Source organism: Herpetosiphon geysericola, assembly GCF_001306135.1.
In the GTDB taxonomy this organism is placed as follows: Bacteria; Chloroflexota; Chloroflexia; order Chloroflexales; family Herpetosiphonaceae; genus Herpetosiphon; species Herpetosiphon geysericola.
On sequence record NZ_LGKP01000040.1, the window covers coordinates 210961 to 232428 of the forward strand.

A 21468-nucleotide genomic window follows, 5' to 3' on the forward strand; every position below is an offset into this window, starting at 1 on the left:
GTATAGTTGCGCTCTATTGAAGGCTTGCTGTTGAAAGGAAGATCGACATGGTTTGGTTGAGGGTCGCCCTTGTTGGGCTGATGCTAGCGCTGTTGCTGGGAAGTATCCCACAAACCCAAGCTGCGAACCCAGACTCTACAGAACGAATTTTTGGCGAAGGTGAGGGAGATCCAGCAGGCGCATTTCAGGTGCTGCGGATGCATTCCATTCCCACAACAATGAATTTTGGCGATGCTGTGCGTGGGGTCGCCAGTGGCGATAGTTGGTTGGTTGGGGTTGGTCAAAACACCTTTTTGACGCTTGATGCAGGCAATCATTGGCAACAGCTTGATCCACAAGCGCTGTTTCCGGTGGCGGCAGGCGGCTTGTGCTGCCAACAAGCGTTTGCTTACGATTATGGCCGTGATCTTTTTATTTGGTTGTTGCAGTATGCGCCTGATACTCAACGCGGCTTAGTGCGGATTGCATACACCGATAGCGCAGGTTTGGCCGGACACGAATGGGAATGGTATGACGTGCCAGCGGTCCAAGGCTACACTTGGGTAGAGCCACAGCTTGAGCTAAGCGCCAACCAAATTTGGCTAGCAATGGATCGCCAAGCGATCGGCGGGGCAATCGACAGCACTTGGGTCAGTCAGATTCAAACTGATACGCTTGAAGATGAACCAGTCTTTATGCGCAGTTATCCTTCTACAACGGAGCGGGCCTGGCACTTGGTGCGAGGCGCAAAAGATATGATGTATTTTGCAACCCACATCAATCAAACAACCCTGCGCATGTACGCTTGGGATGAAAACCAGCCAGTTCCAACCAGTAGCGACGTAACGGTAGCAGAGTGGACAGCAGGCGCGCGGATTTGCCCAACGCCTGATCAAGGTAACTGGTGCGCAGACGATGATGGCCGAATTCGCGCTGGCTGGGTAGCCAAAGGCACAGTCGGGTTTATGTGGAATGCTGTTTCCAGCAACACCATTACCTTTCCCTACATCGATGCAGTGCGAGTCTATGAACGTGACTTAAGCTTACTGCCATTTAGTTTAGCGCGGCCATTTATTTTCAATGCCCAAAATGGTTTTTCGCTGCCGAGTGCTGCGGTAAATGGCCGCGATGATGTGGCGGTGAGTTTTTACCATAGCAGCACCGAGCAATTTCCCACCCTTTCGAGCAGCATTTTTGATGATTTTAATGCGCCGCCCCCAGGCTGGGCCTATTACAACGTCCAAAGCAGCAGTACGACACCTCATCAACAGCAATGGGTTGGCCAACTTGATACCCAAGTATTCGGCCCAACCAACCTTGGCTGGAGCGTGACTGGCGCGAGCTTAAATGGTTGTGCTGAGGCCCGTTGTTTGCAGCCATTTATTGCCATCTTCAGCCGTGAGCGCGATCGCCCAGCGATTGAACGCTGGCTAAGCCCGATCAGCTATGAAGTATTCAGCCCAGTTGTTCAAATAAACTAAAACAACAAAAAACCACTGGTCATTCGACCAGTGGTTTGATTTGGTGCCACCTTCCGGGCTCGAACCGGAGACCCTACAATTTTCAGTCGTATGCTCTACCAACTGAGCTAAAGTGGCATTGGTGGGTGATGAGGGACTCGAACCCCCGACCTACTCGGTGTAAACGAGACGCTCTACCAACTGAGCTAATCACCCATATGTATGAAGAACGAATTGGTGCCCAGAGTGGGACTTGAACCCACACGAGATTGCTCCCACTACCCCCTCAAAGTAGCGCGTCTGCCAATTCCGCCACCTGGGCAGGTGGTTTGCAACATTTGGTTTGTGTTGCATTTCGTTATTCAATTGTTTAGTGCCGTGGTATTATAATCAGCTTTGGCATTCTTGTCAAATTTTAGCTTGCTGCGCCAAAATGCCAGAATTTAGCCCGCAAAACTAGCTCAATTCTCGGTTTGTTGCTTGAAGATTTCCATCCATGGTTCGGCTGATGCGAGTGGGCCAAAACCAACTTGGGCATACAGGCCTTGGGCGTTTCTGGTGGCCAACAGCCAGCGTCGCAAGCCTTGCAACTCAGGGTAAGCCAACATGGTTTGCACCAGCCACTTGCCAAGCCCCTGGCCCCGATGTTCAGCCAAAATATAGACATCATCAATATAGGCAAAAACCGCGTAATCGGTAATGACCCGTGCCAAGCCAATTTGCTGCTGGCCGTGATAGACCCCAAAACACAACGAATGCTCAACCGAGCGAATAATGATTGCTGGATCGCGTTCGGCGGCCCAATAGGTTTGATGCAGCCCAGCAACAATCGCCGCATAATCGAGCAATGCAGGATCGGTGCTAATTGTATAATCGCCACGTTGCCATTGCATAAACAGTGCTCCACAAAAAAACACCAGCCCCAGTTTCATTAACTGAGGCTGGTGCAAGAACGAAGATCTACGGGGCGCAGCTTGGTTTGGCATTCAGCCATGGACTGAAGGTCAAGTTTACACCGACCGCATCGCCAGTGCCAGCGCCATTTTGCTCAGGGTGATAGGGACCTGAGGCATCGCCCCACCAGTTGTTGCGGGCATCAAAGCCCACATCGCCAGTTAGGCCATAGTTTTTGTGGCTTTGGAAGCTATTGCCGCTAATCAAAATCCGTGAGCCATCTAAGGTGGGGTCGGTTGATTTGATTTGCAAGCCATAAGCGCCGCCGCTAAAGTTATTGCACTGGAAGACTGCATTCAACGATTGGTTGAATTGAGCGCGAACATTCGTACCGCTATTGCCACGGAAGCTATTCTTCTCCAGCACGATTTCAACATCATCGGCGGTTGCGCTGAGGCTTACGCCAGTTGCGCCATCGCTGGCTGTGTTGTTAATCACATTGCTGAATAGGCGCAAGCTCTTACCCCCGCGCACCTCAGCGCTAATTGGCGCATAGCCAACCACACGGCTGCGTTGCATATCGAAGTTGCCGCCGCTGATATACATGCGGCCTTGGTTTTCTTCAAAGACGCTATCTTGGATGACCGTATTGCCGCCGAGCGCTGAGATTAGCACGCCTTCGGCCCCGCCACCACGGACATCAACCCCGTTCAAATTGGCTTGACCGCCATTATTGACCACAATCGATTTCCACAAGCTTTGGCCACTTTTGCGGAAGCGCGCGCCATTGGCATTCAAGCTGCCATCGACCACCAACGACGTATTGGCATCCATTAACACTTCAACCCCATCGTCAATCGTCAGGGTTGCGCCTTTGGCGATGATCGTATCGCGGCGAACTTTGACTGGGCTTTGAGCGATTGACCAACGAGTATTGCCACGAATCATATCGTAGGGCAATGGGGTTGGAGTTGGCGTATTGGTTGGTGTTGCGGTTGGGCCTTCGGTTGCAGTAGCCGTTGGGGTTTCAAATGGCTCCTCAGTGCTGCTCGGAGTTTCCAAGGAATCTTCGGTTGGCTTAGGATCGTCATCTTCCTCAGTTGGGAACGGCAATTGATCGGTTGGCAACGGGATTGAATCAGTTGGCACAGGAATATTGGTTGGGGCTGGAGTGCTTTTTGTATCGGGAGTAGGATAATTGCTGCCAGAGCCTTGGGTTGGGGCAGTTGTACCCCGATTGGCCGTGCTACTGGTTGGGAAAAGCGGCATTGATGTGCCACCAACTGGCAACGTTGGAAAAGGATCAATTGTTGGGGTTGGCCCATCGCCCATTGGCGGCGGATAGGCCCCTTCAATTGTTGGGGTTGCCCGATTTGGGGCTGGAGGCCCGACTGGCCCGCCGCCTGCCACATCAGTTGCAGTTGGGCGATTGCTGGTTACTTCCGTGCTGCTAATCAGCGTTGGCGTAATTGAGCCATCAGCAGGCGCCAGCGTTGCTTGAGATAGCGTCGTTGGGCTAGAGCCAGTTGCAGGCGCTTCAATGGGCGCTTGCGAATTAAGCCCAAAAATTGCAGCCAACACAAAAAAGGTACCAGCCATAAGAATTGTCTGATACTGGCGGATTTTTTGCATCGCACGACTTGAACGCAGGGCGCTGAGCAACTTCGCTCGTTGAGTTGGTGGGCCACTTGGTGGCAGGTTTTGCATCTCCATAGTGCGCCATGGTAGCACAGCCTGAGCCATCGTGCAATGAAGATTGGTTAAGAAATTATACTTAGTTGCCCATTGATTATGTCTATGGTATAGTCAGTCTCTACGAGATTTAACCATCAGTTAAAGCAGCATTGACATGCGGTTTATCTTCTTTATGCAGCATGACATTCCAGAACTGAAGGTTCCGCTTTGGTTTAGCCGTCACAGTTGGTGTGAACGGCCTTTCTACATGAATCGTGGAGGATTCTGTGCAATTTAAGGGTTTACGACTCCTAACAGCGTTAACGATGCTGTTCACGTTGATTGGTACTTCGTTGTCCGCGACCTACACCAAGCCGACCAGTGCTGTTTCAACCTCTCTGGTTATTAGTCAATTCCAAATTGCTGGCGCTAATGCTAGCGATGAATTCATCGAACTGCATAACGTTAGTGCTAGCCCAATTGATCTGACCAACTATCGCATACTGTATCGTTCAGTTTCGGGAACTTCCGATATTTCAATTACTAGCTGGTCAACCTCAGTTGTGATTCCTGCTGGTGGTTTTTATCTCTTAACAAACAGCGGCTATGATGGCACTATTACTAGTGATCGATCATTTACAAGTGGGACTGGTTTGGCTGCTGCTGGTGGCGGGATCGCCATTTTTAACGGCACTACCAAAATTGATTCAGTTGGCTTTGGCACCAATGCTACCAACACCTTTGTTGAAGGCACACCTACTGATGTGCCTTCAGCCAACAATAGCTACCAACGCAATAATTCAAGCTGTGCTGATACCGACAACAACGCTGCTGATTTCAGCTTGTTGACTCCCTCAGCACCACGCAATAGCAGCAGCCCAGCCGCAACCTGTGGTGGCTCACCTGTTGATAACGCACCAACCGTTGCCAGCACTGTGCCAGCCAACGCTGCCAACAATGTTGCATTGAACGCCAACGTGACGATCACGTTCAGCGAACCAGTCACCACTACTGGCACATGGTACACCATCAGCTGCACCAGTGGCACCCGCACCGCGACCGTTACTGGCGGCCCAACCAGCTATGTGCTTGATCCAAGCAGCGATTTTGATGCTAGCGATGCTTGTACGGTGACGGTTGTTGCTAGCCAAGTAACCGATCGCGATGGCACGCCTGATCAACTGGCCCAAGACTACAGCTTCAGCTTCAACACTGCGAGCGGGGTTGCTTGTGTCGGCGGCACGGTTACGCCAATCGGCCAAGTGCAAGGCACTAGCGAAACCACCCCAGCGAATGGTACGGTTGTAACCGTTCAAGGCACCGTTGTTGCCGATTATGAAGGTGCTCAACCAGCCTTGCGCGGTTTCTACCTGCAAGATGCTGGCGATAACAACCCAGCCACCTCGGATGGTATTTTCGTGTTCAACGGTGGCACTGACCAAGTTGCCTTAGGTCAAGTCGTCCGCGTTACTGGTACTGCTGGTGAAAACCAAGGCCAAACCCAATTGAGCGGCAGCTTGACGGTTGAGCTTTGTGGCACAACCAACATAGTTACCCCAACTCAGGTGAACTTGCCATTCGCCTCAGCGACCGAAGCCGAGCGCTACGAAGGCATGGCCGTTCAGTTCAACCAAAAACTGGTTGTTTCAGAGCACTACTTGTTGGCCCGCTTCGGCCAAGTTACCTTGTCGCTCAACGAACGCTTGATGCAACCAACCAATGTGGTTTCACCAGGTGCGCCAGCTTTGGCCTTGCAAGCTGAAAACAACTTGCACAAAATCATCCTTGATGATCCATTCAACAACCAAAATGCTGATCCTATTCTGTTTGGACGGGGTGGCACTGGCTTGAGCGCCGAGAACACCCTGCGCGCTGGCGATAGCATCACTGGGTTGCAAGGCGTTATGACCTACACCTGGGGTGGCGCAACTGCAAGCCCCAATAGCTACCGCGTGCGGGTCAGCCAATCACCAAATTTCGTTGCTGAAAACCCACGTCCAACCTCGCTTGCGCTTGATGGCTCATTGCGCGTGGCTGGGGTTAACGTGTTGAACTACTTCAACACCTTTGGCACAAACGCTTGTACTGGCGGGGTTGGTGGCGCTGCTACCGATTGCCGTGGGGCTGAAAACGCCACCGAATTCACACGCCAAAGAGACAAAACGATTGCCGCAATCATTATGACCCAAGCCGACGTTATTGGCTTGATGGAAATTGAAAACGACGGCTTCGGCAGCACCAGCGCCATCCAAGATTTGGTTAATGGCTTGAACGCTGCCACAGCTCCAGGCACGTATGCCTTGGTCAATGTCGATGCTTTGACCGGCCAAACCAATCCATTGGGTACCGATGCAATCAAAGTTGCCTTGCTTTACAAACCAGGCAAAGTAAGTTTGACTGGCACAACCGCCGTGCTCAACACTGGCGCATTCGGTGAATTCAACACTGGCAGCGGCCCAACTGGCCGTAACCGCCCAGCGTTGACCCAATCGTTCACCGAAACCAGCAGCGGCGAAACCTTCACCGTCGTGGTCAACCACTTGAAGTCGAAGGGTAGCGCGTGTACCGATAACATTAGCCCAGTGCCAAGCGACCCAGATTTGGGCGATGGCCAAGGCAACTGTAACCTGACCCGCAAAACCGCCGCGCAAGAGTTGGTCACCTGGTTGAACACCGACCCAACCAACGTTGATGATAGCGATTATTTGATCATTGGCGACTTAAACTCATACGCCATGGAAGATCCAATTACCGTTATTCGCAATGCTGGCTATGTCAACGTGCCAAAAGCCTTGCTTGGCGACGAAGCCTACTCATACATTTTCGACGGCCAAACTGGCTCGCTCGACCATGCCTTGGCAAGCAATTCGTTGTTCGGCCAAGTTGCCGATGTGCAAGAGTTGCACATCAACGCCGACGAACCAATTGCCTTAGATTACAACACCAACTTCAAGAGCGCCAGCCAAATCGTCAGCTTGTATAGCAACAACGCCTACCGCGCGTCAGACCACGACCCAATCGTGGTTGGCTTGAACTTGGGTGCAGCTCCAACTGCCAACTTCGGCACCTCAACCAAGACGGTCAGCGACACCAGCGTCGAACAAGGCGAAGTCTTCACCTACACCTTGACGATTCGCAACACTGGTGCAGCAGAAGGCAGCTTCAGCTTGAGCGACGTGATCAATAGCAATTTGCAAATTGTGAGCGTCAGTGCTGGCTTGACCACCAGTGGTCAAACCGTCAGCACCAACAGCAGCTTGGCTCCAAATTCTATCAAAACCTACACGATTGCAGTGCGCAGTGTTGGTAACTTCGTTGGAACGGTCAGCAACACCGCTGTGCTCAATAGCGATATTGACTTGACTGCCGATGATGTGACGATTACCGCAACCTCAAACCCAAGCTTTACGGTCTACTTGCCATTCGTGAACAAAAACTAATTTGGCCTGAGACCAAGCGCCCAGCACCAATTGCGGTGTTGGGCGCTTTTTTGCTTAATCAGCCCAAAGCCTCTAGCCAACCAGAGGGTAGTTTTTATCATAAGCCCGATTGAAACAGCTTGGATGAGAAGCCAGTCATGGAGTATGTAGATCGTAGCGATTCAATCAGCGAATATCTCAATCGCTGTTCATTCCACGATACCATCACAATCACGAATCGATTAACTGCCGATGGCGATCGAATTATCACTATCCTCAACAATCACAGCATCGCAATTGAGATTTATTTGGCAAAATCAAATTATTGCCTGATTAATGCAGGGTTGGGGTTCAATGTTAATGATGTGTATTGGCCCAATTTCCCAGCAATTGCAGTGCTTGAATATTTGATTAACGGTAACCTGCGCGAAAAACTGCGCATGCTTGGCTCACGCTGCGTTGGCGTGAGCAGCAATGTGCTGATCAACAATGAAGAAATCTATAGCAATCGCACCAGATGCTTGCTTGGCGAAGCGCTGCATCTGGTCACAAAAACAACCAGCTATGTTCAGTATCCAAGCCTAGTCGATTCAAAAGCAAGTAATAATCAAGCATTGGCCTAAAGATCCAATAGGCCAAATTGGGGCTTGCATCAGCAAAACCAACCTTGTAAGCTACCAGCACCACATTCAACCACATTGGGAGCGAGAGATGCTTGTTTTTTGGCATACCTATCAACAGCTCAAACGAGTGAGTTGCCTATTCGTTTTAGGTTTGGGCTTGGTAGCATGCGCCATTCCAGGCAATTATTCCTCGGATAATCCACCGACCAGCCCACCAGCCGAATTGCAAATCGAAGCAGGCTTTACGATTAGCCCACTGATTACTGGCCTCGATCAGCCAACGGGGCTAGCCTTTGATCCCCAAGGGCGTCTGTACATTGCGCAACGATCAGGCAGCGTCCTGATCAAAGAGGGCGCTGATCCGCCGCGTGAGTATGCGACAGGCTTCAATAAACCGCTAAGTTTGCACTGGTTTGAGCAAGCTTTATATGTGGTTGAGCAAGGCCAAATTCAGCGCTTGAGCGATAACAATGGCGATGGAATAGTCGATCAGCAAACGATTTTATTAAGCGATCTGCCTGATCAGATTGAAGCAGCAACCCTTGTCTCCGATGCCCAAGGCTGGCTCTACCTTGGGGTTGGCACTCAAGCAGATCACACTGCAACCGCTGGAATTCAAGAGGGCTATATTCGACGTTTTCGAGCCGATGGCAGCGAAACCAGCGTTTATGCAACTGGTTTGCGCATGCCGTTTGGCTTGGCGTTCAATGCCCAACAGCAGTTGTATGCAACCGACAACGGACGCGAAGGCTTAGGCGATGATCTGCCGCCAGATGAGGTTAATCGGATTGAGGCGGGAGCCAATTATGGTTGGCCAGCATGTTGGGGCCAGCGCCAGCCGGATGCCGATGGCGGCGGAGATCAAGCAGTTTGTGCAACCACCAGCGAGCCAGTGGCCTTGTTGCCAGCCCATAGCGGCGTAACCGGAATTGTCTTCTATCAAGGCACAACGTTTCCTGCCAGCTATCACGGTGATGGATTTATTGGTTTATCAGGTTCGTGGTATAGCCAAGAATTGCGCGGCCATAGCATTGTGCGCCTGAATGCAGAAGACCAGCGCATTGTGCCATTTGCCAGTGGCTTTGCGCGGCCCGTTGGCTTAGTTATTAGCCCGCAAGGCGAGTTGCTGGTGGCAGATTATGACCGTGGCATGATCGTTATGATTGCAGCCAAACCCTAAACACAGAGAAAGTTGCCGAATATGCCTCAATTTATCAGCATTGCATGTGGTGTTACCCCGTGGGCCTTCGCGATCCAGCCAACTACTATTTGGTTATGGAGCGGAACGATCGTCGCGACAACCGTTTGGGCCAAAGCGATGGGATTAATCTACTACGATTGGTTTGCTGATCGCTCAGCATGGCGCGATAGCTTACGATTAATGGTTGGAAGCCTGCTCGTACTTGGGTTAAACTTTACTATTTTTCGCTCGTCGACCGCAATTTATAGCAGCGTCGTTAGCCTCATCGGCGTGGATTATGCCAACTTGAAGTGGCTTATCCACCAACGCAAGGCCAAAGCAATTACTCATGATTCGCTAGGCCAGCTTAAGGTCGTTGAGCATCAGCCCATGCTCTATCAAGCGCTCAGCAAAATAGTGATCATGATTAATCTGTTTGCGCTGATTGCGGCAATAATTGGAACATTCCTTTTATTATTTTTCATGTCGTTCTTTGCTCGTTAATGATTGAGAAGATGGAGAACCGATGCAACAACTTATCCTTGCTTGTGGAGTAAATCCATTGGCCCCAATTATTCTAATCTTTGGGACAGCAATGCTGCTATTTATCAGTAATATGACAATTAAATATTTCTTGCTTGCAAAAACACATCGTTCAAAACGTCGTTCATTAATAATCGATAGTTTGAGCTTGACTTTTATTGAAGGCTTTGTAATCGGCTTGGTTATTCTATCTGCGACACTTTTACCGAATGTTGTATTTATGACGGAAATTGGATTTTTATTTTCCTATCAAATCATTATTTGGGCACTGTTTTGCATCGTCGATACATTTTTTATCAAACGTTGGTCAATTCAAACCAAATTTCAAGCGATTAGGCTAGACGACAGTCAACAATTACAGGTTGCGCCAGCACAGCGCACTTATCTACCACCATGGGTTGTAGCATTCATATCAAATACATTAATCCTTGGCTTAATTGGCTTATTGTTTTGGATAGTCAATTAGTTTATAACGCGGAGCAGCAATGCAACAAGTAATCCTTGCTTGTGGCTATGGTTTATGGCCTCAATCATTTGGCTGGCTCTATTGGTTTATCGGTTTTTGGCTAACGATAGCGCTTGTTATCGTGGTGAAAGCGTGGGTCTTCCCGCGCAACCAATGGATTCAGCGGCGTGCGCCCATGCTTAAAAGTTTTTTGCTTTTTATGTCGGGGACGAGTGTGAGCATGCTTGTGTTAAGCGGCATCTATTTTCTTGCCCCAGCCATGTTCAGCAATCGACTTGGATTCGTCCCCACCTATCAACTGGTGTTGCTTGGGGCAATCTGTATTCACGATACGCTGATCGTGAACTATTGGCTCAAACAAGGCTATGCCCAAACCATCGGAGTTGATCCAAATCAGCAACTTCAGGTCGAGCCAGCCCAAAGCCATTGGTATCAACCGATCGTGCTTGGATTCGGCACTAATCTCATGCTCTTTCTGGTTATTCAGGCATTACTAAGCCTTGCTGGCTAATGCCATTTTTAGCATAGAGCAAACGGTTGTTGATTATGACTCTACTGAATAATGCACTTGTAGCCTCAATTGAACCAGATGAGTACGACCCTTGGCTTAGCCTGCACTATCAAACGCCACAGCAGCAAATCATGCTCTATCGCGGCTCAATCTATCACACTGGCCTATTTGATGACGATCAAACTGAATGTTGCTTAGATTTCAATTTTGGCCATAGCGACCTGATTCGACCCTATCGCCTCAGGCGGTTTGCAGAATGGCTTATTTTTGTGCCCATGATTGATAACGCTCCTGAGCTTGACAATGTTTGGGCGTATCACGCCCAGTTTGGGCAAGGGTTGCTGATTCCCCAACATAACTGGGATGCTGTTTGGCAAGCAGCCGGATTTGCTGTGCGCAGCGTGACAAGCATTCCTATCGCCACCAGCGCAGATCTGCAATTGCTTTGGTTGCTGACAAGCCAATTTAAACAAGCTTCACTAGCCATGACGAGGCTAAAAACCTATATCAAGGCACTTCAGCAGGCGATTCTTGCAGAGGAGCCAAACCATCAGCCGTCGATTAAACAGCTGCTGCAAGCAATGCTTGATCAGCAACTGTTGCTTGAGCCAATTCCAACTCCGCGTCTAGCAGCAGGCCTGCCGATTACGGCCTACTGGATTGACCACCAGCAACAGATTCAGGAGTGGCCAGCCCTTATCGTCCAGCAACAGCAGCCTTACCTGCTACTTTTTGGCACCCTGGTTAAAATCCTCGAAGCCTAAATTATGGGCAGTTTGCAGGCAAAAACTGATATCTTGCTGAAAATGCTGAGAGTTACTTGAAAAAGGGAACACAATTGGCCTCGTATCCGTTATGATAAGACAGCCGAAACGATTTTAGTGTGTGGAGTATTTGGGTATGCGCTGGATACGCTGGTGTTGGCTGCTGTTGCTGATAGCCCTACCGATCAGTGCAGCATCGGGCCAAGAACAATCAAATAATGGGCTAATTTGGCAAGTCGAGCCAGTGTTTGGCACCATCTATCGCCCTGGCGAGTGGATGGCCTTGCGGGTCAAGGTGAGCAATACTGGCGTTGATCGCACGGTTGAAATTCACGTTGGCAACTACAATGTTGAGCTTGATGTGCCTGGCGGTAGTCAAAAAGAAACCTTGTTGTATGGCCAGTTTGATCAAGCGTTTCGGGTGCCAATGGCGCTCTATTTAAATGGCGAAAAACGCGAAACCGCCACGCTTCAGTTGCGCTCAACCGATCGCCCGATGGTCGCAACCTTGTTGGAACAACCGCTGCCCCAATTGACCAAGGTGGTGTTGGTTGCAACTGACAGCAAGCAACTGCCAAACTCGGCGATTGGCCTCGATATGCTCAACGGCATTGCGCTCAATCAGCGGTCGTGGGGCGAGCTATCGCCAGAACAACAGCAAGCAATTAAACAATGGGTCAATAATGGCGGGATGTTGTTGGTTGAGCCTAATCTGCTTGAAGATTTGCCAGCCGACCTTCAGCCAGCCCAAGTTGCAGGCGCGCAAGCGATTGCCACCACAACCTTGAGCCAAGTATTTCTTCAACCGTTCAATGAAGCAAGCTTGGATATTGCCCTGCTTCAGCCAAATAATCAATCGGCTACAAGTTTGAAGCAAGATCAAACACCGATTTTTGTTAAACGCCCAGTTGGCAAAGGCTTTGTGATTGCTAGTGCGTTTACGCTAGATCAGCAGGAAATCGTCGCTTGGCGTGGCTATGAAAATATGCTGGTTTCGCTCTTTCCCCAAGAACAAAATACTGGCTGGATGGGGCCTGGCAGCAGCGAAAATATGATCCGCGATACGAATGCCCCAGCCTTGCTCAACAACTTACCAGCGCTTGACCTGCCACCCCTCAAAACCTTGTTAATTCTCTTAGGGATTTACATTGTGTTGGCAGGGCCAGTAACCTACCTTGTGCTGCGGCGGCTTGATCGCATGGCCTTGGCATGGCTGACAATTCCTGCATTAACGTTGATTTTTGCTGTGCTGGCTTATGGAATTGGCTCAAAACAACGGGGTACCGATATTTTGGTCCATGATGTGGCCTTAATCTACCCCGATGCTGATGCCAATGCGACTGTGCTTGGTTATGCAGGGATTTTCTCGCCTGTTCGCGACGAATATCAGGTAACAATCAAAAACGGAGCCTATCCACGGCCACTCTTGGTCAACCCCAATATGGGCGGCAATAATGGCGGGGTCAATGCAACGCGAGCGCTCTATAGCCATCAACCAGGCGATATTCGCAACCTGACGATCAATCAATGGTCGATGGAAATGTTTGCCTACGAACAAAGCATCAGTGATGCGCCACATGTGCAAATCGAAATCAGTATGAAAGAAAAGAACATCATTGGCACCGTGCGCAATACCAGCAAATATACGCTCAACGAAGCAGCATTTATTATGTTAGGCAACGCCCAAAAGTTTGGCACAATCGAGCCAGGCGCTGAAAAATCGATTGAATTGCAAATTAACAATAATCCTTCAATGTCGGGCGCAAGCTATTTGCTGTTTCAAAAAGAGCTTGATGCTGGCTACCAAACGCCATCCGGCCCACCACGCGACCTGTTGGCCAAAACCCAAGCGCTTGATATTGCCCTGCCCAACATTTATAGCTCGGTTGATCGCAACGCCGTGTTTGTAGCGTTCGTCGATTTCAATCAATCGGTGATCGATTTGCCGGAAAAACGCTTTGCAGCAACCCAACGTAGCCTGTTAGTACAATACCCACAATTAAGCTATAGCCAAAATGTGGTTGAACTCACCAACAATTGGTTCAGCTATACCATGGAAGAAGATCCCAATATGGGCATGGGTTCGGTGTGTACTACCAGCGCACGCGGCACAGGCACAAGCATTTCGCAAAAAACTGGAATCATCCAACTTAACTTACCAGCAACGCTTAGTTCAATCGAAGCTCAATCGCTGCGCTTTTTGCCAACGATCGATGGTGGCATGGTCGCGCCCAACAAAGTTAACTACGAACTTTATAATTGGGTTAATGGGCAATGGGATGGGCTAAGCTTCAAAAATGGCGCGCTTGATCTTACCACCAACCCAAGCGATTATTTACAACAAGGCAGTTTGCGGATGCGCTACAGCATCGATCCATCGATCGACACCACAGCTGGCTTGTGGGGCTGTTTCTCGGTTGGGCCTGTACTGACGGGGGTGGTCAAATGAGCGAATTAGCGATTCAAACTGTTGATTTACTGCGCCGCTATGGCAAATATACCGCCGTCAACAACCTTAATTTAAGCATCACGCCTGGCAGTATTTTTGGTTTTCTCGGCCCAAACGGCGCTGGCAAAACTACAACCTTGCGTATGTTGGCAGGCTTGCTTGAGCCAAGCAGCGGCCAAGTCTTTTTGCATGGTCAGCTGATTCAAAAAACCAGCACAGCGGCGGCAATCGTTGGCTATATGCCCGATTTCTTTGGGGTTTACGACGATCTGCGGGTTTGGGAATATCTCGATTTCTATGCCCGTTGCCATGGAATTGAGCCAGCCAAACGCAAAAGCACCGTCGATGGTCTGCTCGATTTGGTTGATCTGAGCGAAAAGCGCAATGCCTTTGTGCAACACCTGAGCCGTGGGATGCAACAGCGTTTATGCTTAGCTCATGCGCTTGTCCACGACCCTAAAATTTTGTTGCTCGACGAGCCAGCCAGCGGCCTCGATCCTCAAGCGCGGGTCGAATTACGTGAGTTGCTGCGCACGCTGCGCGATATGGGCAAGACGATTATTCTTAGTTCGCATATTTTGAATGAGCTAGAAGATATTTGTACCAATTTCGGGATTATGGCGCGTGGCCAATTGCTAGCCCAAGGCTCGCTTGAAACCTTGCGCCAACGCAGCCGCCCAGCCCTCCAAATTAAAGTGCTTGATGATTTAGAGCGGGCGATGCGCTTGATTGGCGCTCAAGCTGGGGTGTTGCGTGTACTTGAGCCAGCAGAAGAAACGCCCAACCTAATCGAAGTAGAATTTGATGGCAATGAACAGCAAGCAGCACAGTTGCTGCTCAATTTAGCGCGTGCCGAGTTGCCAATTGCCGATTTCCATCGCGAAGACGATTCGCTCGAACGGCTCTTTTTGCAGCTTGTCAATGACCATGTTACGGAGGAACAGCGATGAGCAATCGTGCGGCAAGCAGGCGTTGGCGCTTGCAACCAAACCCAATTGTGGTCAAAGAGCTGCGTTCGCGCATGCGTGGTGGCCGAGCTTTTATGTTGCTCACTGGTTTTTTGCTGGGCTTAGGCTTAGTTGGCTATGGCTTGTTTCTGCGCGCTACCACCGGCCAAAACAACGGCGCACCGATTTTTAGCGCTCAAGTTGGCCAAACCCTATTTGCAGGTTTAGCCTTTATGTTGCTGTTTTTGGTGATTCTAATTGCGCCAGCAGTAACGGTTGGAGCGATTAGCAGCGAGCGCGAACGCCTCACCTACGAAATGTTGATCGCCACCAATTTACCATCGCATCGCTTGTTGTGGGGCAAATTGATTTCAGCGCTATCGTACATTGCGCTCTTGCTTTTGGCCGCAATTCCGCTGGGCAGCATTGTCTTTTTATTTGGCGGGATCACCGTGCGCCATGTTATCCAAGCAGCAGTCATTATTGTGCTCAGTGCAATTACCAGCGCCATGCTTGGCATTTGGGCCTCGGCCATGACCGGCAAAACTGGACGAGCAGCGGTCGTTAGCTATGTGATTATTGGCTTAGTGCTTGGTGGATTTTTGTTTGGAGCAGAAATCTGGACTAATCGCAGCACCGATCCTGTTCCCACTGGGTTATTAGCACCCAACCCGATTAGCGCCTTGGCTTCGAGCCTTGGAACGTTATCAGGGCCAAATAGTAGCGGCATGGCATTTGAAGGAATCCCGAGAGCAGCTGGCGGTGGGCCTGGTTGGTGGCCAGGCAGCAACCCCTTCAGCAATGCAGGCCTCGATTTTCCTGGTTGGCAAACCTTTTCAATTGGCATTTACCCAGTAACCGATCAATTCGGGCCTGATGGCATGCCAATTATTGCCGAGCCACGTTCGGTTTGGCGCATTACACTTATCATTTTGATTATGGCATGTCTAGCCTTCTTTTGGATGGCGCTGCATGCAGTCAAACCACGCCGCCGTTGGATGCCAACCTGGGGCGATGCGGCGATGCTTTCAGTTACCTCGCTCAGCTTGCTTGGTTTGGGCTTTTGGATTGGCTGGTGGTTCCGCTAGGTTAGGTTCAGCATCAATCCATAGCTCCTAAAACACGATTAAACACCAACCCCGCGCCAATTGGCGCGGGGTTGATGCATTGGAAGAAAAGACCAGGTTATGGAGTTGCGGTTGGTTGTTGCAAGGTTGGCGTAATGCCAGTCGTTGCAGTTGCCAACGGCGCAGCAGTCAAGGGAGCTAAGGTTGTGGTTGGCTGGGTTGTTGGCATCAACGAAGGCACCGCCACCACATTTTGGCTTGGAGTTGCCGTCGTATCAGGAAACAGCAAGCTCATTGGGGGCAACTTGAAGAAATACAATACCCCTAAGAGCGCAGCCAATACGACCAATGAGCCTAAAATACCCCACCCAGATAAACCACCACTTTCGGCCTTGGCAGCAGCGCGAGGCGCAGATGCAACAGGGCGGGCATGGGCTTCGGCCATAGCCGGAGTCAAACGACCTGAAGCAGTCAATGGCACATGCTGGAGGGTTTCATCATCGTGCATGCCAACCACGGCCATGGGCTTGGTGCCCGTTGGCCCAGCAGGCAACTCAAATTCCTCGGTGATTGGGTCGGCACTGCGGGCTGGCGTTGTCAATGGCTGGTTTAATAATGTTTCCAACAATGGATCATTAGCTTCAAGCTCATCAAGCTCATCGACTTCGACCAACAAAGCAGTGATATTATCGTAGCCACCAACCCCATTGGCCAAATCAATCAGTTTTGGCACAATCTGATCGAATGGCAGGGTATTGATCGTGCGTAAAATGGTTGCCTCATCAACGAAGCCATGCAAGCCATCAGACGAGATCAAAAAACGATCGCCAACCTGAACAGGCTCGCGAAACACATCAACTTGAACCTCGCGTTGATGCCCAACGGCGCGAGTGATGATGTTTTTGATCTTCGACTGTGACGCTTGTTCGCGAGTCATTAACCCTGCGCGAACTTGCTCTTCCACAAATGAGTGATCAACCGTAATTTGGCGCATCGAGTTATTGCGAATCAAATAGGCTCGACTATCGCCAACATTGGCTAGAAACGCTACATTTTTGAAAACTAGCAAGGCCACCGAGGTGGTTCCCATATTGCCACGGCCACGATCGAACACAGCCTGATTAGCACTCACGATAGACGTAGTGAGGGCCTTGGGAATATCGGTTTGAACAACGTTCGGAAATGTTGCCAACATGGTTTGCACAGCCGTTTGACTGGCGACTTCGCCAGCTAAATGACCGCCCATGCCATCGCAAACAACAAAAAGTTGGATTCCGTTTGGTAGCGGGTCGCCCACGCCATAGGCATCTTGGTTAACTTCGCGTGAACGCCCAATATCGGTTTGTGCGCTGTGGCGTAGCTTCATCGATACTCCTGTCAATCCCGGGACGATTTACATCGTGAGTGTATCGGCGCGAGTATAGCATAGGCCGTACTATGCGGCAACAATGCAATCACGGCATCCACTTCGATTTGAGCTATTTTTGTTATTGTATTGATCATCTTGGTGAATGTCTATAGGCAGAAAGCCCAAAAAGCCCTGTGCTATAATTGCGCAATTAAAGATCCGCATGAAAGGTATTGGTTTTTTGTATGGCATTTGCAATCGGGATTGATCTCGGTGGCACCCACTTACGGGCTGCCTTAGTAGACCGAGAAGGTGAAATTCTTGCCCATGAACGGATTCGCACCGAAGCTCATGAAGGTGCCGAAGCAGTGGTTGGTCGGATTACTCAATTAATTAACGCCATGATCGCTGCGGCGAATGGTGAAACAATTATCGGCGCTGGGATCGCCGCCCCAGGCCCGCTTAATCCTTTTACCGGCACGGTCATTACCATGCCCAATTTGCCAGGCTGGGAGAACTTTCCAATCCGCGAACGGATCGCCGCTCACGTGCCCTTTCCGGTTGTGCTCGGCAACGATGCCAACCTAGCAGCGGTTGGCGAATGGCTGTTCGGTGGCGGGCGTGGCATGCAAAATATGATCTATGTCACAATTAGCACTGGCGTTGGCGGTGGCGTTATTTGCGATGGCCGCTTGTTGCTTGGCCATAATGGCTTTGCCGCCGAAGTTGGCCACATGGTGCTTGACCCCCATGGCTTTGCCCCGGCCACAGCAACCCCAGCAGGCTCGTGGGAAGCCTTGGCATCGGGCACGTTTTTGGCCTACCACGCTGCTGAAGCGATGCGCGCTGGCACAGAAACGGTGCTTAATCAATTAACCACCCCCGATGCAGTTACGACCCATCATTTGGATCTTGCGGCCCAACAAGGCGACGAATTGGCAATTCGTTTGATCGAAAATGCTGGTTTTTGGTCGGGCATCGCCTTTGTAAACCTCTTGCATATGTTCAGCCCCGAGGCCATTTTTGTGGGCGGCGGGGTCTCCAACTTAGGCGATCGCTTGCTCAACCCAGCGCGGGCCGAAATTACCAAACGCGCCTTGCCTGGCTATCGCAATGTGCCAATTCATCAAACCAAAATGGGCGATAACCTTGGGGTGCTCGGCGCCGCCGCCTATGCATTTAGCTCAGTCGAATTCGCCTAGTTCTCTGACAAGCCGCTCGGTTCCAAAGCATCCCGCCAACGCGGCTTTGGGTCTTGGCGGCTTGGCGTTTTTAGTACAAAGGATGTCAGCATGTCGCTCAGGATTCGCCGCAGTGAAATGACCTGCCCAGCACATAGCCTCGCCATGATCAGCAAAGCAGCTGTTTCTGAGGCCGATGAGGTCATTATCGATTTGGAAGATGCGTGTGCAGTTTCACAAAAAATTGCTGCCCGCGCTACGGTCATTCAGGCCTTGCAAACGCTTGATTTTGGTCAAAAGCTGGTGGCGGTGCGGCCAAATGCCGTCCAAACTCATTATCACTATCGCGATGTGGTCGAAATTGTCGAGGCTGCTGGTGATAAAATCGATGTGCTGGTCATTCCAAAAATCGAAACTGGCGATGATGTGCGCTTTGTTGATCGTTTGCTGAGCCAAATCGAAGCCAACATCGGCCTTGCGGTTGGTTCGATTAAGCTCGAAGTATTAATTGAAGGTACGCGGGCTTTACAAGCAGTTGACCACATTGCCAATGCCTCGCCACGCTTGGAGAGCCTGATTTTTGGCTTGGCCGATTATGCAGGCGATTTAGGCGCCCGTTCTGCTGACGATCAATGGGGCATGTTTGCCTATCCCAAGCACAAAATGCTGGTTGCTGCCAAAGCAGCAGGCCTAGCAGCGATTGATAATGTAACTTTTGCCTTCCGCGATCCTGAGGCTTGCCAACACGATGCTGAGCGGGCCGCTGCGATGGGCTTTGATGGCAAATGGGCAATTCATCCAGCCCAAGTGCCAATTATTAACCAAGCCTTTTTGCCAACTGCCGCCGAAATCGCCGAGGCCCAACGCTTGATCAACGCCTATGCAGAGGCCGATCAGGATGCAGGGTTGGGCGCAATTGCGATTGATGATCAGATGATCGATGCGGCGAGTTTGCGGGTGCATGCCAAAAAGTTGGCCCTCGCCAAACGCGCAGGGTTAATTGAAAATTGAGCAATAACCGCTCAATTTCGTGCCTCATGATATACTGTGAGCAGACTGACATTGCAAGCCCTCACACATAGGACATAAAAAACACAATGGCTGAACAGACGCACATTCGCAACTTTAGCATTATCGCCCACGTCGATCATGGCAAAACTACCCTCTCGGATCGCCTGTTGGAAGTGACCCAAACCCTTTCATCACGCGAGATGCGTGCCCAAACCCTTGATGCCATGGATTTGGAACGCGAAAAGGGCATCACAATCAAGATGCACCCCGTCCGGCTAGAATATACTGCCAAGGATGGTCAACAATATGCCTTGCATATGATCGACTGCCCTGGTCACGTTGACTTTAGCTACGAAGTTTCACGCTCGTTGCAAGCCTGTGAAGGCGCATTGTTGATCGTTGATGCTTCGCAAGGCATCGAAGCGCAAACCTTGGCCAACGTCTACCTGGCGCTCGAAAACAACCTCGAAATTATTCCAATCTTGAATAAAATCGACTTGCCTGGGGCTGAGGTCGAGCGGGTTTCCGAGGAAGTCGAGCATGTGCTGGGCTTGCCACGCGAAGAGATCATTTTGGCTTCGGGCAAGGAAGGCACCGGCGTGCCCGAAATTCTCGAAGCGATTGTCGCCCGCATTCCACCACCAAGAGGGAAGAACGAAGCGCCAGCTCGCGCGTTGATTTTCGATTCGCAATATAACGCCTACAAAGGGGTGATTGCCTATATTCGGGTCGTCGATGGCACAATTCGCACTGGCGATAAATTGCGCCTGATGGGCACCGACGTGCTGACCGAAGCGATGGAAATTGGCTTCTTCCGGCCTGGCATGGTTGCTGGGCAAGCGCTCAGCGCTGGCGAGGTTGGCTACATCGCTACGGGCTTGAAATCGGTGCGCGATTGCCAAGTTGGCGATACAATCACCCTGATTGATAACGCGGCAACCGAAAGCTTGGCTCCCTACGAACCAGCCAAACCAATGGTGTTTGCTGGCTTGTATCCAGTCGATTCAGGCGATTACACCTTGCTGCGCGATGCGCTCGATAAACTGCGCCTGAACGACGCAGCGCTTTCCTTCGAGCCAGAAACCTCAGCCGCTTTGGGTTTTGGCTTTCGGGCTGGCTTCTTGGGCTTGCTGCACATGGAAATTGTTCAAGAACGGCTTGAACGCGAATACAACATCGACTTGTTGATCACCGCGCCAAGCGTGGAATATCAAGTGCTGACCAATGCTGGCGAGATTTTGATCATCGATAATCCGTCGGAATTGCCTGATGTTGGTATGATTGATCAAATCGAAGAGCCAATGATGGCAATCAGCATTATCGTGCCAACCCGCTATATCGGCGTGGTGATGGAATTGGTCACTGGCAAGCGTGGCGTGTTCCAAAGCATGGATTATCTCGATAAAGAGCGGGTGGTGCTGAAGTACGAAATTCCACTTTCCGAAATTGTGGTCGATTTCTACGATTCGCTTAAATCGCGCACCCAAGGCTATGCCTCGCTGGATTATCATCTAAGCAGCTATCGTGCTTCAGATTTGGTTAAGCTCGACGTCTTGGTCAATGGCACGCCAGTTGATGCACTTTCGATGATTACCCACCGCGATAATGCCTATCGCCAAGGCCGCCAATTGGTCGAAAAGCTGCAAAAGCTGATTCCTCGCCAAATGTTCGAAGTGCCAATTCAAGCAGCGGTCGGCTCACGGGTGATCGCGCGCGAGACCATTCGCGCCATGCGTAAAGACGTGTTGTCGAAATGTTATGGTGGCGACATCAGCCGCAAGCGCAAGCTCTTGGAAAAGCAAAAAGAAGGCAAGAAGCGCATGAAGATGGTCGGCAATGTCGAAATTCCGCAAGATGCCTTTATGGCGGTCTTGAAGCTCGACAGCTAGACCAAAACAGCCGCCAATACCGACTCCACACTGAGCAAAAAGTGTGGAGTTTTTTTGTGCCCG

17 protein-coding genes and 3 tRNA genes are annotated in these 21468 nt (G+C 50.6%); 14 read left to right on the forward strand and 6 right to left on the reverse strand.

The window, feature by feature from the left end; translation table 11 throughout:
• Positions 1–47 precede the first annotated feature (47 nt).
• Positions 48–1460 (forward strand): hypothetical protein, encoded by a 1413-nt coding sequence (locus SE18_RS24965; RefSeq protein WP_054537205.1) that lies wholly within the window; start codon positions 48–50, stop codon positions 1458–1460.
• Between the two features lie 41 nt (positions 1461–1501).
• Here SE18_RS24965 and SE18_RS24970 read toward each other — a convergent pair.
• From SE18_RS24970 to SE18_RS24990, 5 genes are all read right to left on the reverse strand, one after another.
• Positions 1502–1577 (reverse strand) — tRNA-Phe (locus SE18_RS24970).
• 2 nt (positions 1578–1579) lie between these two features.
• Positions 1580–1655, reverse strand: a tRNA-Val gene (locus SE18_RS24975).
• 19 nt (positions 1656–1674) lie between these two features.
• Positions 1675–1761 (reverse strand) — tRNA-Leu (locus SE18_RS24980).
• A gap of 139 nt (positions 1762–1900) precedes the next feature.
• Entirely contained in the window at positions 1901–2332 is a 432-nt protein-coding gene (locus SE18_RS24985; RefSeq protein WP_054537206.1) for a GNAT family N-acetyltransferase, read from the reverse strand.
• Positions 2333–2399: 67 nt separating this feature from the next.
• Entirely contained in the window at positions 2400–4046 is a 1647-nt protein-coding gene (locus SE18_RS24990) for a right-handed parallel beta-helix repeat-containing protein (RefSeq protein ID WP_152976755.1), read from the reverse strand.
• 248 nt (positions 4047–4294) lie between these two features.
• Between SE18_RS24990 and SE18_RS27035 the strand changes: the two genes are divergently transcribed.
• From SE18_RS27035 to SE18_RS25040, 10 genes are all read left to right on the forward strand, one after another.
• Positions 4295–7447: an ExeM/NucH family extracellular endonuclease gene (locus tag SE18_RS27035; RefSeq protein ID WP_083470148.1), complete on the forward strand. Its 3153-nt coding sequence runs from the start codon at positions 4295–4297 to the stop codon at positions 7445–7447.
• A 137-nt stretch (positions 7448–7584) separates the two neighbouring features.
• Positions 7585–8049 (forward strand): hypothetical protein, encoded by a 465-nt coding sequence (locus SE18_RS25000; protein WP_054537208.1) that lies wholly within the window; start codon positions 7585–7587, stop codon positions 8047–8049.
• Positions 8050–8137: 88 nt separating this feature from the next.
• On the forward strand, positions 8138–9229 hold the full coding sequence (locus tag SE18_RS25005) for a PQQ-dependent sugar dehydrogenase (RefSeq protein ID WP_054537209.1): 1092 nt from the start codon (positions 8138–8140) through the stop codon (positions 9227–9229).
• Between the two features lie 21 nt (positions 9230–9250).
• A complete protein-coding gene (locus SE18_RS25010) occupies positions 9251–9733 on the forward strand; it encodes a hypothetical protein (RefSeq protein WP_054537210.1) in 483 nt (160 codons plus the stop codon).
• 22 nt (positions 9734–9755) lie between these two features.
• Positions 9756–10238: a hypothetical protein gene (locus SE18_RS25015; protein WP_054537211.1), complete on the forward strand. Its 483-nt coding sequence runs from the start codon at positions 9756–9758 to the stop codon at positions 10236–10238.
• Between the two features lie 19 nt (positions 10239–10257).
• Positions 10258–10749, forward strand: a complete 492-nt coding sequence (locus SE18_RS25020; protein ID WP_054537212.1) for a hypothetical protein — start codon at positions 10258–10260, stop codon at positions 10747–10749.
• 35 nt (positions 10750–10784) lie between these two features.
• On the forward strand, positions 10785–11513 hold the full coding sequence (locus tag SE18_RS25025) for a hypothetical protein (protein WP_054537213.1): 729 nt from the start codon (positions 10785–10787) through the stop codon (positions 11511–11513).
• Positions 11514–11649: 136 nt separating this feature from the next.
• Positions 11650–13962 carry a hypothetical protein gene (locus SE18_RS25030; RefSeq protein ID WP_054537214.1) on the forward strand — a complete coding sequence of 771 codons (2313 nt, stop codon included), beginning with the start codon at positions 11650–11652 and terminating at the stop codon, positions 13960–13962.
• Entirely contained in the window at positions 13959–14912 is a 954-nt protein-coding gene (locus tag SE18_RS25035) for an ABC transporter ATP-binding protein (protein ID WP_054537215.1), read from the forward strand. The genes SE18_RS25030 and SE18_RS25035 overlap by 4 nt, the downstream gene beginning before the upstream one ends.
• Positions 14909–15997: an ABC transporter permease gene (locus SE18_RS25040; protein ID WP_054537216.1), complete on the forward strand. Its 1089-nt coding sequence runs from the start codon at positions 14909–14911 to the stop codon at positions 15995–15997. Before SE18_RS25035 ends, SE18_RS25040 begins: the two co-directional genes overlap by 4 nt.
• A gap of 97 nt (positions 15998–16094) precedes the next feature.
• Here the strand turns inward: SE18_RS25040 and SE18_RS25045 are convergent, their stop codons facing one another.
• The gene (locus SE18_RS25045) at positions 16095–17342 is read right to left on the reverse strand and encodes a Stp1/IreP family PP2C-type Ser/Thr phosphatase (RefSeq protein ID WP_054537217.1); all 1248 of its coding nucleotides are present in this window, start codon (positions 17340–17342) and stop codon (positions 16095–16097) included.
• Positions 17343–17569: 227 nt separating this feature from the next.
• Here SE18_RS25045 and SE18_RS25050 point away from each other — a divergent pair, with 227 nt between their 5' ends.
• From SE18_RS25050 to lepA, 3 genes are all read left to right on the forward strand, one after another.
• Positions 17570–18526, forward strand: a complete 957-nt coding sequence (locus tag SE18_RS25050) for an ROK family protein (protein ID WP_054537218.1) — start codon at positions 17570–17572, stop codon at positions 18524–18526.
• A 90-nt stretch (positions 18527–18616) separates the two neighbouring features.
• A complete protein-coding gene (locus tag SE18_RS25055; RefSeq protein ID WP_054537219.1) occupies positions 18617–19516 on the forward strand; it encodes an HpcH/HpaI aldolase/citrate lyase family protein in 900 nt (299 codons plus the stop codon).
• A gap of 86 nt (positions 19517–19602) precedes the next feature.
• The gene (lepA, locus tag SE18_RS25060) at positions 19603–21405 is read left to right on the forward strand and encodes a translation elongation factor 4 (RefSeq protein WP_054537220.1); all 1803 of its coding nucleotides are present in this window, start codon (positions 19603–19605) and stop codon (positions 21403–21405) included.
• Positions 21406–21468: the final 63 nt, after the last annotated feature.

What these genes read in the sequence shown, in the direction of transcription:
- SE18_RS25020 (WP_054537212.1), top strand. Translation starts at nt 10,258, where the DNA reads ATGCAACAAGTAATCCTTGCTTGTGGCTATGGTTTATGGCCTCAATCA.
- SE18_RS25045 (WP_054537217.1), bottom strand. Translation starts at nt 17,342, where the DNA reads ATGAAGCTACGCCACAGCGCACAAACCGATATTGGGCGTTCACGCGAA.
- SE18_RS24985 (WP_054537206.1), bottom strand. Translation starts at nt 2,332, where the DNA reads ATGCAATGGCAACGTGGCGATTATACAATTAGCACCGATCCTGCATTG.
- SE18_RS25055 (WP_054537219.1), top strand. Translation starts at nt 18,617, where the DNA reads ATGTCGCTCAGGATTCGCCGCAGTGAAATGACCTGCCCAGCACATAGC.
- SE18_RS24990 (WP_152976755.1), bottom strand. Translation starts at nt 4,046, where the DNA reads ATGGAGATGCAAAACCTGCCACCAAGTGGCCCACCAACTCAACGAGCG.
- SE18_RS25000 (WP_054537208.1), top strand. Translation starts at nt 7,585, where the DNA reads ATGGAGTATGTAGATCGTAGCGATTCAATCAGCGAATATCTCAATCGC.
- SE18_RS25015 (WP_054537211.1), top strand. Translation starts at nt 9,756, where the DNA reads ATGCAACAACTTATCCTTGCTTGTGGAGTAAATCCATTGGCCCCAATT.
- SE18_RS25040 (WP_054537216.1), top strand. Translation starts at nt 14,909, where the DNA reads ATGAGCAATCGTGCGGCAAGCAGGCGTTGGCGCTTGCAACCAAACCCA.
- lepA (WP_054537220.1), top strand. Translation starts at nt 19,603, where the DNA reads ATGGCTGAACAGACGCACATTCGCAACTTTAGCATTATCGCCCACGTC.
- SE18_RS25035 (WP_054537215.1), top strand. Translation starts at nt 13,959, where the DNA reads ATGAGCGAATTAGCGATTCAAACTGTTGATTTACTGCGCCGCTATGGC.
- SE18_RS25025 (WP_054537213.1), top strand. Translation starts at nt 10,785, where the DNA reads ATGACTCTACTGAATAATGCACTTGTAGCCTCAATTGAACCAGATGAG.
- SE18_RS25050 (WP_054537218.1), top strand. Translation starts at nt 17,570, where the DNA reads ATGGCATTTGCAATCGGGATTGATCTCGGTGGCACCCACTTACGGGCT.
- SE18_RS25030 (WP_054537214.1), top strand. Translation starts at nt 11,650, where the DNA reads ATGCGCTGGATACGCTGGTGTTGGCTGCTGTTGCTGATAGCCCTACCG.
- SE18_RS24965 (WP_054537205.1), top strand. Translation starts at nt 48, where the DNA reads ATGGTTTGGTTGAGGGTCGCCCTTGTTGGGCTGATGCTAGCGCTGTTG.
- SE18_RS25010 (WP_054537210.1), top strand. Translation starts at nt 9,251, where the DNA reads ATGCCTCAATTTATCAGCATTGCATGTGGTGTTACCCCGTGGGCCTTC.
- SE18_RS25005 (WP_054537209.1), top strand. Translation starts at nt 8,138, where the DNA reads ATGCTTGTTTTTTGGCATACCTATCAACAGCTCAAACGAGTGAGTTGC.